The 14,748-nt window shown below is 67.8% G+C and carries 13 protein-coding genes; 8 read left to right on the top strand and 5 right to left on the bottom strand.

The window, feature by feature from the left end; translation table 11 throughout:
* Positions 1 to 48: 48 nt before the first annotated feature.
* From QMO14_RS12445 to QMO14_RS12435, 3 genes are all read right to left on the bottom strand, one after another.
* Positions 49 to 903, bottom strand: coding sequence for an energy transducer TonB (locus QMO14_RS12445; RefSeq protein WP_301507522.1), 855 nt, complete (start codon positions 901 to 903; stop codon positions 49 to 51).
* 49 nt (positions 904 to 952) lie between these two features.
* On the bottom strand, positions 953 to 3,022 hold the full coding sequence (locus QMO14_RS12440; RefSeq protein WP_301507521.1) for a ribonuclease catalytic domain-containing protein: 2,070 nt from the start codon (positions 3,020 to 3,022) through the stop codon (positions 953 to 955).
* A 136-nt stretch (positions 3,023 to 3,158) separates the two neighbouring features.
* Positions 3,159 to 3,752 (bottom strand): YqiA/YcfP family alpha/beta fold hydrolase, encoded by a 594-nt coding sequence (locus QMO14_RS12435; protein WP_301507520.1) that lies wholly within the window; start codon positions 3,750 to 3,752, stop codon positions 3,159 to 3,161.
* 386 nt (positions 3,753 to 4,138) lie between these two features.
* On the opposite strand from QMO14_RS12435, the gene QMO14_RS12430 reads away from it, so the two are divergent.
* The 6 genes from QMO14_RS12430 (at position 4,139) to QMO14_RS12405 (ending at position 11,483) form a co-directional block, all read left to right on the top strand.
* Positions 4,139 to 4,885, top strand: coding sequence for a response regulator transcription factor (locus QMO14_RS12430; RefSeq protein WP_301507519.1), 747 nt, complete (start codon positions 4,139 to 4,141; stop codon positions 4,883 to 4,885).
* 6 nt (positions 4,886 to 4,891) lie between these two features.
* A complete protein-coding gene (locus QMO14_RS12425; RefSeq protein WP_301507518.1) occupies positions 4,892 to 6,745 on the top strand; it encodes a histidine kinase in 1,854 nt (617 codons plus the stop codon).
* 32 nt (positions 6,746 to 6,777) lie between these two features.
* Complete coding sequence (rodA, locus tag QMO14_RS12420; RefSeq protein ID WP_301507517.1) at positions 6,778 to 7,932, top strand: rod shape-determining protein RodA; 1,155 nt, start codon at positions 6,778 to 6,780, stop codon at positions 7,930 to 7,932.
* Positions 7,933 to 8,048: 116 nt separating this feature from the next.
* Positions 8,049 to 9,509 carry a metalloprotease TldD gene (gene tldD / locus QMO14_RS12415; protein WP_301507516.1) on the top strand — a complete coding sequence of 487 codons (1,461 nt, stop codon included), beginning with the start codon at positions 8,049 to 8,051 and terminating at the stop codon, positions 9,507 to 9,509.
* Positions 9,510 to 9,593: 84 nt separating this feature from the next.
* A complete protein-coding gene (locus QMO14_RS12410) occupies positions 9,594 to 10,124 on the top strand; it encodes a hypothetical protein (protein ID WP_301507515.1) in 531 nt (176 codons plus the stop codon).
* Between the two features lie 240 nt (positions 10,125 to 10,364).
* Positions 10,365 to 11,483 (top strand): 3-deoxy-7-phosphoheptulonate synthase, encoded by a 1,119-nt coding sequence (locus QMO14_RS12405; protein WP_301507514.1) that lies wholly within the window; start codon positions 10,365 to 10,367, stop codon positions 11,481 to 11,483.
* A gap of 6 nt (positions 11,484 to 11,489) precedes the next feature.
* Here QMO14_RS12405 and QMO14_RS12400 read toward each other — a convergent pair whose 3' ends face one another.
* Positions 11,490 to 12,008 carry a cupin domain-containing protein gene (locus tag QMO14_RS12400; protein WP_301507513.1) on the bottom strand — a complete coding sequence of 173 codons (519 nt, stop codon included), beginning with the start codon at positions 12,006 to 12,008 and terminating at the stop codon, positions 11,490 to 11,492.
* Positions 12,005 to 13,408: a UDP-N-acetylmuramate:L-alanyl-gamma-D-glutamyl-meso-diaminopimelate ligase gene (gene mpl / locus QMO14_RS12395; RefSeq protein ID WP_301507512.1), complete on the bottom strand. Its 1,404-nt coding sequence runs from the start codon at positions 13,406 to 13,408 to the stop codon at positions 12,005 to 12,007. The genes QMO14_RS12400 and mpl overlap by 4 nt, the downstream gene beginning before the upstream one ends.
* A gap of 114 nt (positions 13,409 to 13,522) precedes the next feature.
* Here mpl and QMO14_RS12390 point away from each other — a divergent pair, with 114 nt between their 5' ends.
* Entirely contained in the window at positions 13,523 to 14,119 is a 597-nt protein-coding gene (locus tag QMO14_RS12390; protein WP_301507511.1) for a hypothetical protein, read from the top strand.
* A complete protein-coding gene (locus QMO14_RS12385) occupies positions 14,120 to 14,668 on the top strand; it encodes a TlpA disulfide reductase family protein (protein WP_301507510.1) in 549 nt (182 codons plus the stop codon).
* The last annotated feature ends 80 nt before the right edge of the window (positions 14,669 to 14,748 follow it).

The raw sequence follows: 14,748 nt of genomic DNA, 5'->3' as shown, positions 1-14,748 counted from the left end.
TTTCTGATTGCGCCTGTCGTTGAGGTGCGGCTGCTTTCCGGATTCCGGTTACTGCGAGGAGAGTTCGACCGAGCCGTCGTGCGCGAAGCGGAAGTGCGGCCGGATCACGATCTGGTCCGCGTGCTCCTTGCGCATCGCGTCGGTGAAGGTGCCGAAGTTACCGACGCTCGCGACGATGGCCTGGGCGCGCTTGTCCAGCACGGGCACGCCCGAGCTTTCGTCGACCACCGTCGAGAGCAGGCGGCCGTCGAAGTTGACGGTGATGGTCATCGTGAGCTCGCCGTAGAGCTTCTTGCCGGCCAGCGTCGGGAAGTTGGCCGTGCCCTGCGCCTCCACGCGGCGGCGCAGCGAATCGACGTAGGTGGCGAAGGCGGCCTCGCGCGTGAAGGGGCTCAGGAAGCGTTTCTTGGGGCGCGCGTTCTCCTCGTTCACGCGGCGCTCGATCTCGGCCAGCAGGTTGATCATCTGGCGGCGCTTTTCCTCCTGCGCCCTGGCCTCGGAAGGATCGCCGGCGTTGCGCGGATCGGGCGCGGGCATCGCGGCCAGGTCGCGCTTGAGCTGGGTGAGCATCTGCATCTGCTCGGCCTGCATGGCGTCGACCTTGCGCTGGGCGTCCTCGAACGAGTCGCCCACTGTGGTGAAGCTCGACGGCGGCAGCGGGCTGGTGGCACGGCCCTTGTCGAGGTCGCCGCCGCCCGCGAGCGAGGTCTGCGCGCGCAGCCGGGCGGCGGGGTCGGGCTTGTCGTTGGTCCTGGTGTTGACCAGGATCACTTCGAGCGGCGTGTCGCTGAAGACCTTGTTGAAGGATTCGGGATCGACGAAGCGCACCGTGAGCAGCGCCGCGTGTACAACGACCGACACGCCCAGAGCGATCTGCAGCGTGCTGAGGTCCTTGAAGTTCATTCTCTAGACTCCTCCAGGGGCCGCATTTCTCCGGACGATCCGCCGGGGTTCATGCAGGCGTTTTTTCTTCGGGGGCGGCCTCGCTGTCGTTCAGGTCGACGGCAATGGCGATCGGGCCCGCGACCACTTCTTCTTCCCCGTCGTCGCCTTCCTCCTCGGCGGCGGCCTCGCCGGCCTTCGGCGTGTCGAGGCGTTCGAGCACCGTGCCGCTCACGTCGAGGGCGATCTCGTCGATCTCGCCGAGCTTCACCCGCAGGCGCGCGCCGCGCTCCTGCTGCCCGGCCACGGGGAACACCAGCGGAAGCGTGTCGGCACGCACCAGCGCGCCGTTGGGCATGTCCTTGATGACGGTGGCCTCCAGCTCGGTGACGCCCTGCTGCTGCAGGTACTTCAGCGTCCAGAAGCGCTCCATGCCGCCCTGGTAGGCGTTGTAGGCGGCGTAGGCCGCGTCGAACCCCGAGAGGATGGAGAACAGGTCGGCGTCCTTCGGCTTGAACGGCGCGGCCAGCGCGGCGGTCTTGCCATGGCGCGCGGCCGCGATGATCTGCCACTGGTTCACCAGGTCGGTGTAGCGGCGCAGCGGCGAGGTGCTCCAGGCGTAGCTCTTCACGCCCAGGCCGGCGTGCGGCAGCGCGCGCGTGCCCATGCGCACCTTGATGCCGGGCGCGAGGCTGGCCTGGCTGCGGTAGAGCCCCGGCACGCCGAGTTCGCCGAGCCAGCCGCCCCAGCTGCTGTTGGCCAGGATCATCGCTTCGGACACGATCAGGTCGAGCGGCGCGCCGCGCTGGCGCGTGCTGATCTGCACCTGCTCGCTGCCGGTGGGCTCCGCGCCGTCGTTGCCGACGAGGCGGAAGTTGTAGTCGGGCCGGTTGAAGTTCTCGGGCTTGCCGCGCATCACCTCGCGCTGCGCCTTCAGCTGCTTTGCGAGGCGGAACAGGAAAGACAGCGGCGCGCGCATGCGGGTCGCGGCCTCGGGCGTGTTGTCGACATTGAAGGTGGCGTCTTCGAGCCACTGCTGCGTGACAACCGTGTCGAGCTGGTCGTGGCGCAGATTGGCCACGATGGGCACCCGCTCCAGCTTCGTCTCGGTGCCCTGCAGCTCCAGCGTGGCTTCGTCGAAGCGCGCGTAGAGCGACACGGCCGGGCGGTCGCCGCCTTCGAGCAGCGTGTAGGTGTCGACCACCTCGTCGGGCAGCATCGTGATCTTGTAGCCCGGCATGTAGACCGTGGACATGCGCGCGCGCGCCACGTTGTCGATGGGGCTGCCCGGCGTCAGCGCCAGCGCCGGTGCGGCGATGTGGATGCCGACCGTGACGGTGCCCGAGCCCAGGCCCTGCACCGAGAGCGCGTCGTCGATCTCGGTGGTCTGCGAGTCGTCGATGGAGAAGGCCTGCACGCCCTCGGCCAGCGGCAGGTCGTCGGCGATGGCGGGCGCCGCGAGCGCCGGGAAGCCGGTGCCCTTGGGGAAGTTCTCGAACAGGAAGCGCCGCCAGTGGAACTGGTAGGGCGAGTCGATCGCGCCGGCGCGCTCCAGCAGGTCGAGCGGCGCACGCTGCGTGGCGCGAGCCGCCTCGACCACGGCCTTGTATTCGGCGGCGTTCTTGTCGGGGCGGAAGAGAATCTTGTAGAGCTGCTCGCGCACGGGCGCCGGGCACACGCCCTCGGCCAGTTGCACGGCCCATTCGGCGATCTGCGCCTGGATGGCCTTCTTCTTCTCGATGGCGGCCAGCGCCTGCTGGACGATCTCTGCCGGAGCCTTCTTGAACCGGCCCTTGCCGGCGCGGCGGAAATAGTGCGGAGCCTCGAACAGCGCGAACAGGGCGGCGGCCTGCTGGGCGAGCGAGGGCTTCTCGCTGAAATACTCGGCGGCCAGCTCGGCGAAGCCGAATTCGCCTTCGGGCGCGAACTCCCAGGCGAGGTCGAGGTCCATGCCGGCGGCGAGCGTGCGCGCCTCGGCGATCAGGTCGGCGGGCGCGGGCTTCTCGAAACGCAGGACGATGTTGGCGCCCTTGACCTTGACGCGCTTGCCGGTGTCGAGCTCGACCTGCGCCGATGCTTCGGCCTCCGACAGCACGCGGCCGCCGAGGTACTTGCCGGCTTCTTCAAACAATACAAACATCCCTAGATTGTCCCATGCTGAACCCGGCACTCCCATTCCGGGGATGCCGCGGAACCGCCTTTGCCGGGCCGCAGGCATCGCCCCCAGCGAGGGGGGTGGCGTAGCGACACGAAGTGAGGGAAGCCTGGGGGAGTGCTCAGACCGGGTTGATGAAGGCCATCACGTCGTCGAGGTGGGCCTTTTCGAAGTCGGACAGCGCGTGGTCGCCGCCTTCGAGCAGCTTGATGTTGCTGTCGGGGTAGCGCGCCGACATCTCGTGCCAGTCGAGCGCCTCGTCGCCCTTGGCGATGATGGCGAACACGCGCTCGGGCCGCGTGAGCGGGCCGACTTCCATCGCGCGAAGCTCGTGGATGTATTCGGGACGGAAGTAGAAATGCTCGGCCGGGTCGTGCCAGGCTGTCTGGTCGCCGATGTAGCGCATGAGGTCGCGCGCGGGATGTACCGCCGGGTTGAGCAGCACCGCACGGCAACGCGTCATGCCGGCCACGTAGGTGGCGTAATAGCCGCCGAGCGACGAGCCCACCACCGCCATCGACTTGCGCGGCCAGTGCGTGATGCCCTTCATCACCATGTCGATGGCGTCGTGCGGCGACGGCGGCAGCTGCGGGCACCACCATTGCAGGTTCGGATGCCGCCGCGCGACGCGGTCCGCGACGAGCCGGGCTTTGGTCGAACGAGGCGAGGAGCGGAAACCGTGCAGGTAGAGCAGGTGAGTGGTTTGCGGATCCATGCGAGAAAAAGAAGGGAGGTGCGGTGGCCGCACCTCGCTTGCCGGGACCAGGTAATTCTGCATGAGGTCTGTTCTCGCGAGGCCGCTTCCAACATACAAAAAACCCGGCTGTACGGGTTCTTCGGTAAAGCCATAGCTTACTGAGCCCCCGGGCACGCCGGTGTTGCGCATGCCCTTGCCAGGAGCGCGTCATGCATCTGGAATCCAAAAGTACTCAGGCCGTGGTCTGCACGGCATGAATGACCTACATTCCGGCTACTTCATCTGCGCAGGAGGGCATGGATATCCCCGGCAAAAAAGCGCCGAGAGTTTCGTGCAGGCATGTTGTCGGGCATATCCCATGAACGGGGGAGGTGTGTGCCGATTCCCGGTGCGCGCCGAGGCTTATGCTCGGAGGAATGAACATTGAGGCTCAGGACGACGCGACGCTACGCCGCTGGGGCGTGCTCGTGGTCGAAGATGACAGCCGCGCGCGCGCCTTTTTCGAGGCGAGCGTGCAGCGCAGCCCGCGCCTTTTCTGGCTCGGCAGCGCGGGCACCGTGCAGGAAGCGCTGGGCTGGCTCTCCCGCACCACCACCATTCCCGACGTATTGCTGGTAGACCTCGGCATGCCCGACGGCACCGGGCTCGACGTGATCCGCGAGGCCGTCTCGCGCTTTCCGGGCTGCGAGCCGCTGGTGGTGTCGGTCTTCGGCGACGAGGAAAACGTCCTCGCCAGCATCGAGGCCGGTGCCGTGGGCTACATCCATAAAGACGCGGCGCCCGAGGACATCGCTCAGACCATCGTCGAGATGAAGGCCGGCGCCTCGCCGATCTCGCCCATGATCGCGCGGCGCGTGCTCGCCAAGTACCGCAGCCTGCAGACGGCGGCGCCCACCGGCGCGGCACCGGGCTCGGTGCCCGAGGCAGCGGCCGAGGAAACCGACCGCGGTCTGCTCTCGGCGCGCGAGCACGAGGTGCTGACGCTGATCGCGCGCGGTTTTTCCTATGCCGAGATCGCCAGGCTCAAGGGCCTGAGCGTTCACACGGTGCAGACCCACATCAAGAATCTCTACGGAAAGCTCGCGGTGCATTCCAAGAGCGAGGCGGTCTTCGAAGCGACGCGTCTCGGCCTGTTGTCCCATCCGGGCTGAGTGCAGATGCGACCGAACCGGGTGTCGCTGCTGATGCCATGGCTGGCGATGCTCGTGATGGGCCTCGCCGGCCTTTTCGGCCTTGGCGTCGCGGCCGCCGCCGAGGCGCCGATCGAGCTGCGCCAGGGCACGGTGACGACCACGGTGGACGGCGTCACGCGCACGGAGCCGGTCGAGCTGTCCTACCACTGGGACCGGCAGCACAACGGACGCCCCGGCACCGCCAGCTTCGAGCTGCCCTTCACGCTCGAGGCCGAGCCCGAGACGCCGTGGGGCATCTTCATCCCGCGCGTGGGCAACGTCTTCGAGGTGCAGCTCAACGACACGCTGCTGCAGACCTATGGCGACATGAAGCGCGGCAACGACGCCGACTACGCCAAGGCACCCATCTACGTGCCCGTGCCCGGCAAGCTGCTGCGCAAGGGTGACAACCTGCTGCAGATCCGGCTGCATGCAGACTCCGCCCGTCTCGCGGGGCTCTCGCAGGTGGTTATCGGGCCGGCCGCCTCGGTGCGCAACGAGCTCTTCGAGAGCGCCAACGCATGGCGCTTCACCGGCTCGGTGCTGCTGATGGCCTTCAGCCTGATCGTGGGCGGCATCGCGCTGGCGCTGTGGCTCACGCAGCTCGATGCCGATGCAAGCGGTATGCCGCGGCGCGTGGGCATCTACTTCTGGGCCGCGCTGGCGGAGATCTTCTGGGCGGTGCGCATGGTCGACGGGCTGGTCGCCGAGCCGCCGCTATCGTGGGGGGCGTGGGGCGTGCTGATGGCGGCCCTCTATGCCGGCTGGGCCGCCGCTTCCATGATGTTCGTCTACCACCTCGCGGGCTGGGCGAGCGAGCATCGCCACCGCTGGGTGCGCTGGCCGGTGGCCGGCATCGTGGCCGGCACGTTGCTGTTCAGCACGCTGTCGCTGCAGCGGGACGAGCCGGAGTGGTACACCGGCTGGCTTGCCGTGGAGCTCGTGTTCGTTGCCGCCTTCGTCGCCGCCTTCGCCCTCGCCACGCTGCGCCGCCCGAACGACGACCGACTGATGATGGCCGGCGCGGCGCTGGTCACGGTGGCCTTCGCCGCGCGTGACTGGCTGGTGGTGCGCCTGAGCGACGCCTACGATGAAACGACCTGGGTGCGCTATTCGTCGGTGTTCTTCGGCGCGGTACTCCTCCTGATCGTGCTGCGGCGCTTCCGCACGGCAGCCCAGCAGGCGCGCGGCTCGGTCGCGGCTCTGGCCGAGCGCGTGGCACAGCGCGAGCGCGAGCTGGCGGCCACCTATGCCGAACTCGAGGCCGCGGCGCAGGTGCAGGCGCGCACCCACGAGCGCGAGCGCATCCTGCGCGAGATGCACGACGGCGTGGGCTCGCACATCAGCTCGGCCATCCGCCAGCTGCAGTCGGGCCAGAGCAGCTCTGGCGACCTGCTGCGCACGCTGCGCGATTCGCTGGACCAGCTCAAGCTGCAGATCGATTCCATCCACCTGCCGCCGGGCGACGTGGGTGCGCTGCTCGCGGCGGCACGCTACCGGCTGGAGCCGCGGCTGGCGTCCTCGGGCATCGAGTTCGAATGGGCGGTGGACGAGGTGGAGCCGGTGCAGGGGCTGGACGCGCACGGCATGCGGCAGCTGCAGTTCCTGCTGTTCGAGTCGATCTCCAATGTGCTGCGGCACGCCGATGCCACCGTGCTGCGCTTCGAGGCCGGCATGCAGGGCAAGACGGTGCAGCTGCGGGTGATCGACAACGGCAGGGGCTTCGACACCGCCAAGCACATGCCGCGTTCGCTGGCGGAGCGCTCCGGGGCCATCGGCGCGCGCCTGACGGTTGAAAGCCGACCCGGGCGCACGGTCGTTCAGCTCGAATTCGATTGAGGGGGCCGGCGGGGCTGGGATAATCCGCCCTCATGTCCGCCGTGTTCAATCAGCCCTCCCTGGCGCGTCGAATCGCGCCCGTCTTCCAGGGCTTCGACGGCTTCCTGGCCTTCGCCGTGCTGCTGCTCGCCTTCGCCGGGCTGCTCACCATGTATTCATCTGGGTACGACCACGGAACCCGTTTCGTCGACCACGGCCGCAACATGCTGCTGGCCGGCTTCATCATGTTCGTGGTGGCGCAGGTGCCGCCGCAGCGGCTGATGCTGGCGGCGGTGCCGCTCTACACCATGGGCGTGGCGCTGCTTGTTGCGGTGGCGCTCTTCGGCATCACCAAGAAGGGCGCCCAGCGCTGGATCAACGTGGGCGTGGTGATCCAGCCCAGCGAAATCCTGAAGATCGCCATGCCGCTGATGCTGGCCTGGTGGTTCCAGCGGCGCGAGGGCCAGCTGCGGCCTCTCGATTTCGTGGTGGCAACGATGCTGCTGGCGGTGCCGGTGGGGCTCATCATGAAGCAGCCCGACCTGGGCACCTCGCTGCTGGTGCTGGCGGCGGGGCTGTCGGTGATCTTCTTCGCCGGGCTGCCCTGGAAGCTGATCGTGCCGCCGGTGGTGATCGGCGCGGTGGCCATCACGCTGATCGTGAGCTTCGAGTCGCGGCTGTGCGCCGATGGTGTCGACTGGCGCGTGCTTCACGACTACCAGAAGCAGCGCGTGTGCACGCTGCTCGACCCTACCAAGGACCCGCTGGGCAAGGGTTTCCACATCATCCAGGGCATGATCGCCATCGGCTCCGGCGGCGTGGGCGGCAAGGGCTTCATGCAGGGCACGCAGACGCACCTCGAATTCATTCCCGAGCGCACCACCGACTTCATCTTCGCCGCCTATTCCGAGGAATTCGGGCTCATGGGCAACCTGGCGCTGATCTCGGCCTTCATCCTGCTGATCTTCCGGGGGCTGGCGATCGCCGCGAACGCGGGCACGCTGTTCTCGCGCCTGCTGGCGGGCGCGGTAACGATGATCTTCTTCACCTACGCCTTCGTGAACATGGGCATGGTCAGCGGCATCCTGCCGGTGGTCGGGGTGCCGCTGCCATTCATCAGCTACGGCGGCACGGCCATGGTGACGCTGGGGCTGGGGCTGGGCATCCTGATGTCCATCGCGCGGGCCCGGAAGCTGGCCCAGAACTGAGGATGCCAGGAACACCGCGGAACCGGCTTTGCCGGCCGCTGGTGTTGCCCCCGGAAGGGGGAAGGCGAAGCGACACGAAGTGCGCGCAGCCCGAGAGCGAGCCATAGAATCCCGCAATGATCTCCCGCGAACCCACCATCGAGCGCCTCGCCACGGCGCAACAGCTTCTTCTCACGCCGTTCGGCCTCGACGAATCGCACCTGAGCAGGGCCCTGGCCGAGATCACCGCGCACCGGGTGGACGACGCCGACCTGTACTTCCAGTACACCCGCAGCGAAGGCTGGAGCCTCGAGGAAGGCATCGTCAAGACCGGCAGCTTCAGCATCGACCAGGGCGTCGGCGTGCGCGCGGTCAGCGGCGAGAAGACCGCTTTTGCCTATTCCGACGACATTTCCGAGGCTTCGCTGCTCGACGCGGCGCGCACCGTGCGCTCCATTTCCTCCGCCGGGCGCACCGGCCGCGTGAAGACGGCGGCCCGCAAGATCGCCTCCAGCCGCTCCCTCTACCAGGGCATCGACCCCATCGCCACGCTCGACAGCACCGCCAAGGTGAAGCTGCTCGAGAAGGTCGAGAAGCTCGCCCGCTCGCGCGACCCGCGCGTGGCGCAGGTGATGGCGGGGCTGGCGAGCGAGTACGACGTGGTGCTGGTGGCCCGCGCCGACGGCACGCTGGCCGCCGACGTGCGGCCTCTGGTACGCCTGTCGGTCACCGTGATCGCCGAGCAGAATGGCCGCCGCGAGATCGGCTCCGGCGGCGGCGGCGGGCGCTTCGGCCTGGCTTACTTCACCGACGAGCAGATCGCCGAGTACGTCGACCACGCCGTGAAGGCGGCGCTGACCAACCTCGACGCGCGCCCGGCTCCGGCCGGCGAGATGACGGTGGTGCTCGGCTCCGGCTGGCCCGGCATACTGCTGCACGAAGCCATCGGCCACGGGCTGGAGGGCGACTTCAACCGCAAGGGCTCGAGCGCGTTCTCGGGCCGCATCGGCCAGCGCGTGGCGGCCAAGGGCGTGACGGTGCTCGACGACGGCACGATTGCCGACCGCCGCGGCTCGCTCAACGTGGACGACGAGGGCAACGCCAGCCAGCGCAACGTGCTGATCGAGGACGGCATCCTCAAGGGCTACATCCAGGACGCGCTCAACGCGCGCCTCATGAAGGTCAAGCCCACCGGCAACGGCCGCCGCGAAAGCTACGCACACGTGCCGATGCCGCGCATGACCAACACCTACATGCTCGGCGGCGACAAGGAACCTGGGGAAATCGTCGCCAGCATCAAGAAGGGCCTGTACGCCACCAACTTCGGCGGCGGGCAGGTCGACATCACCAGCGGCAAGTTCGTCTTCTCCGCCAGCGAGGCTTACTGGGTCGAGAACGGGAAGATCCAGTATCCGGTGAAGGGCGCGACCATCGTGGGCAACGGCCCCGACGCGCTCACCCGCGTGACCATGATCGGCAACGACATGGCGCTCGACTCGGGCGTGGGCACCTGCGGCAAGGAAGGCCAGAGCGTGCCTGTGGGCGTGGGCCAGCCCACCCTGCGCATCGACGGCCTGACTGTAGGTGGAACGGCTTAGGACTTTCGGCACTTGTGGACCGTTTCCTCCCGTTGCTAAGCTGCGCTCCTTTTCTTGCGAACAACGCATTCAAGGAGCATCTCGATGGGGAACAGGATCAATTCGCCCGCCCTGCTGTGGGCCGTGACCGCCGTGGTGGCGCTGGCCACCGCGGGTTGCGCATCCCGCGGCGGCTCGGGTAGCCAGCCCGAGGCGGCGCCTGCCGCCGCTGCGGCACCCGCCGCGCGCGGCGGGGCCAAGGCCGGCATGGACGCCCAGGGCAACGTGATCGACTCGTCCAAGGTCGAGGCCGGCAGCGGCCGCACCGTGAAGGGCCTGAACGGCTACGAAGGCGAGATCACCGGCAATCCGGCCCGCAACAGCAAGTTCGCACGGCTGCAGATCGGCATGAGCGCCAAGCAGGTCACCGACCTCGCCGGCCCGCCGACGGACCAGGGCGCATATGTAACCGGCAAGGCCTTCATTCCCTTCTATTTCGGCAGCGACCGCCATCGCTTCGAGATGACCTACAAGGGCCAGGGACGCCTGATCTTCGCTGGCGGCGGCATGGGGGACTTCTCCTCCGGCAACCTGATCTGGATCATCCACAACCCCAACGAATCGGGCTACCGGTAAACAACGGCGAGCCCGGTCCCTTGACCGGGTTTTGCTTTTCCGTGCTACATTGCCACCCCATGTCCGCCGTCCGCGCTTACTTTTTTGCCTACTTTTGGTTCCCGGTTTCCGGCGGACGAGAGGCGAGCGCGTAAACAGCACACACGAATACCCTCCTCAAACCGCCGGTGGCCTCAAGCCCCGGCGGTTTTTTCTTGTCCCCCCGATTCCAACTCCAGCAGCACACAAGGAAGAAGCACCATGAGCACGAACAACTCCCCCACCAGCGACAGCTGGTATGCGCGCGTCGAAAAAACCAGCAAGACCGACGACGAACGCATCAAGGACATCAACGTGCTCCCGCCTCCCGAACACCTCATCCGTTTCTTCCCCATCCGCGGCACCGCGGTCGAGACGCTGATCGAGGACACCCGCCAGCGCATCCACAACATCATGGCCGGCAAGGACGACCGGCTGCTGGTGATCATGGGGCCCTGCTCGATCCACGACCCGGCCGCCGCGCTCGAATACGCCCGCCGCCTGAAGGTAGAGCGCGAGAAGTACGCCGGCACGCTGGAGATCGTGATGCGGGTGTACTTCGAGAAGCCGCGCACCACGGTCGGCTGGAAGGGGCTCATCAACGACCCGTACCTGGACGAGAGCTTCCGCATCGACGAGGGCCTGCGCATCGCGCGCCAGCTGCTGATCGACATCAACCGCCTGGGCCTGCCGGCGGGCAGCGAGTTCCTCGACGTGATCTCGCCGCAGTACATCGGCGACCTGATCTCCTGGGGCGCCATCGGCGCGCGCACCACCGAAAGCCAGGTGCACCGCGAGCTGGCCTCGGGCCTGTCGGCGCCCATCGGCTTCAAGAACGGCACGGACGGCAACATCCGCATCGCCACCGACGCCATCCAGGCGGCGGCGCGCGGCCATCACTTCCTCTCGGTCCACAAGAACGGCCAGGTCGCGATCGTGCAGACCAACGGCAACCGCGACTGCCACGTGATCCTGCGCGGCGGCAAGGCGCCCAACTACGACGCCGCCAGCGTCGAGGCCGCCTGCAAGGACCTCGAAGCCGCCAAGCTGCCGCCCACGCTGATGGTCGATTGCAGCCACGCCAACAGCTCCAAGCAGCACCAGAAGCAGATCGACGTGGCGAAGGACATCGCCGGGCAGATCGCGGACGGCTCCAAGCGCGTCTTCGGCGTGATGATCGAAAGCCACCTGCAGCCCGGTGCCCAGAAGTTCACGCCGGGCAAGGATCGGCTCTCGGGCCTCGAATACGGCAAGAGCATCACCGACGCCTGCCTGGGCTGGGAAGACTCGGTTCAGGTGCTGGACACGCTCTCGCAGGCGGTCAAGCGCCGCCGGGGCTGAGCGGGCCTAGAGCAAACCGGCCAGGTCGGGCCAGTGGTGCCGCATCGACGCAGCCTCGTCGCTATCGGGTGGTACCAGGGAAAAATCGGCGAAGTCGAAGCCCGGCCCGACCATGCAGGCGACCAGCGTGTAGTCGCCCGAACTGTGGCTGCGGATCGGCTGCGCCGCCTGCCACTGGCCGGCGGGCACCACATGCTGAGGGCGAGTGCCGTGGATGTCGACCGGGCCCAGCCGCGTGTGGGCCGGCGCGGTCCGCATCGCGGCGTCGCAGGTCCACAGCGCGAGCGGCACGCCTTCGAGGTGCACCCAGACTTCGTCGGACAGCACCCGGTGCCAGCGCGAATGCTGGCCCGCCTCGAGCAGGTAATGGATGCTGGTCAGCGCGCTGCGCGGCGGGCGTCCATCGGCCGGGGTGACGCTCGAAGCGGAGCGGAACACCTCGGCGTACCAGCCGCCTTCGGGATGTGGCTGAAGCTGCAGCGTCTCGACCAGTTCGCGGGCTCGGGCGATGGGCATGGCGGTCATGATGCGGCCGCCGCGCGCAGGGCGGCAAGCAGTTTGTCGTGCACGCCGCCGAAGCCGCCGTTGCTCATGCAGACGATGTGATCGCCCGGCCGGGCCGCGGCGACGATCTGCTTCACCAGAGGCTCGATCGCCCCGGCGAGCTGGGCGCGCTCGCCCATCGGCGCGAGTGCGGCGGCGACGTCCCAGTCGAGTCCGGCCGTGTGGCAGAACGACAGGTCGGCCGATTCCAGGCTCCATGGCAGCTGCGCAGCCATCACGCCCAGCTTCATCGTGTTGCTGCGCGGTTCGAAGGCAGCGAGGATGCGCTCACTTTTCCTGCCGGCGTCGTCCAGCTTCCTGCGCAGGCCGTCGAGCGTGGTGCGGATCGCGGTGGGGTGGTGTGCGAAGTCGTCGTAGACCGTGATCGCGCCGTCACTGCCTTCGACCGTGCCGCGCAGCTCCATGCGCCGGCGCACGTTGCGAAAGCTGCCGAGCGCCCGGGCCGCGTCAGCCGGCGCCACGCCCACATGCTCGGCCGCAGCAATGGCGGCCAGCGCATTCATCTGGTTGTGCAGGCCGGAAAGCTCCCACTCGACCCGCCCGACAGCCTCGCCGCGAAGCAGCACGTCGAAGGCGTCGTGGGGGCCGCGCGCCTGCCATTCGCCGCCCGCGCCGAAACGCGCGAGCTCGCTCCAGCAGCCCTGGGTCAGCACGCGCTGAAGGCTTTCTTCGGTGGCGTTCACCACCAGCCGGCCGGTGCCCGGTACGGTGCGCACGAGGTGATGGAACTGGCGCTCGATGGCGGCGAGGTCGTCGAAGATGTCCGCGTGATCGAACTCCAGGTTGTTCAGCACGGCGGTGCGCGGGCGGTAGTGCACGAACTTGCTGCGCTTGTCGAAGAAGGCCGTGTCGTATTCGTCGGCCTCGATCACGAACGCGGGGCCGTCGCCCAGCCGCGCCGAGACGCCGAAGTCCAGCGGCACGCCGCCGACCAGGAAGCCGGGTGTCTTGCCGCCCTTTTCCAGGACCCACGCGAGCATCGAGGTGGTGGTCGTCTTGCCGTGGGTGCCGGCCACTGCCAGCACATGGCGGCCCAGCAGGACGTGCTCGGCCAGCCACTGCGGGCCACTGGTGTAGGGCTTGCCGGCGTCGAGGATGGCTTCCATCAGCGGGAACTTGGGGCTTCCGTCGGCCAGCCGGGCGCGGGACACCACGTTGCCGACCACGAACCTGTCGGGTGCCAGGGAGAGCTGGTCGGCGCCGAAGCCCTCGATCAGGTCGATGCCGAGGGCGCGCAGCTGGTCGCTCATCGGCGGGTACACGCCGGCGTCGCAGCCCGTGACCCGATGGCCGGCTTCGCGCGCGAGGGCTGCCACTCCGCCCATGAAAGTGCCGCAGATACCCAGGATATGAATGTGCATCGGTCGATTCTAGGTAAGCGATGCAGGAGGCTTCCCCTGACGGGGCCGCGCGTTTGTCCCGTGCGCCGTACTGATGTTCATGTGAGGGGCGCGTACTGCGGGCAAAATGCCCCGATGGACTCGTCCAAGCGTGAAATCGCCGCCGCAGCAGCCCGCCTCGTCGTGGAGGAGGGGCTCGAGTACGGCCCGGCCAAACGCCGCGCCCTGCGCGACCTGGGCCTTTCGACGCGCACCGCGCTGCCTAACAACGACGAGGTCGAGGCCGAGGTGCGCGAGTACATCGAGCTTTTCTGCGCAGACACCCAGCCGCAGGAACTGCATGCATTGCGCCTGCTCGCGCTCGAATGGATGGAGCGGATGGCCGCCTTCCGGCCCCATGTGGGCGGTGCGGTGTGGCATGGAACGGCAACGCGGCTGTCGGACATTTATATTCAGTTGTTCTGCGATGATTCCAAATCGGCGGAGATAGCGCTGATCGATCACCACGTGGACTACGAACCGCGCATGGTGACCGGATTCCATGGCGAACAGGTCGAGGCTCTGAGCGTGCATGCGCCGAGCCGCGCGCTTGGCGAGGAAATCGGCGTGCACCTGCTGGTGTACGACCTCGACGACCTGCGCGGGGCCCTGAAGCCCGATGCCCAGGGGCGCGTGCCGCGCGGCGATCTGCCCGCATTGCGCCGACTGATTGAACGAGAAAAGGACAAGTGAATGACTTCTTCGCCCACCCGACGCGGCATGCTCTATGCCGGCGTGGCGGCTGCGGCCGCCGGGCTTGGCGGCGCCTGGTGGAAGGAGCGGGGCGGCAGCATTGGCGTGGGCGGGGGAGAGATGCTCGACGCGGCCTTCTGGGCCCAGAGCTTCGAGCGCCCGGAGGGCGGTGACCTCGCCCTGTCGAGCCTGCGCGGCAAGCCGCTGCTGCTGAACTTCTGGGCGACCTGGTGTCCGCCCTGCGTCGAGGAAATGCCGATGATAGACGCCTTCTTTCGTCAAAACAGCGCGAACGGATGGCAAGTGGTCGGCTTGGCCATCGATCAGCCGAGCGCCGTGCGCAAGTTCCTGCAGCGCACGCCGGTCACCTACCCGACCGGCCTGGCCGGCCTGCAGGGCACGGAACTGGTCAAGAATCTGGGCAACACGGGTGGTGGTTTGCCCTTCACGCTGGTCCTGAACGCGAACGGCTCGGTGGCCGCCCGTAAAATGGGCAAGCTCGAAGCGACCGACCTGGAGGCTTGGCGGCGTGAACTGGTTCATGGTTAGAATCAGTTCCTTACGCTGGCGTTAGACGCCGAACGCCGAAAATCAACGATTTTCGAACAAGTTATATCCTGAAGACCGGC

This window comes from Variovorax sp. CAN15 (assembly GCF_030462475.1).
GTDB lineage: Bacteria > Pseudomonadota > Gammaproteobacteria > Burkholderiales > Burkholderiaceae_C > Variovorax.
The sequence above is the reverse complement of the archived record's forward strand: the minus strand, read 5'-3'. Positions and strand labels throughout refer to the sequence as shown.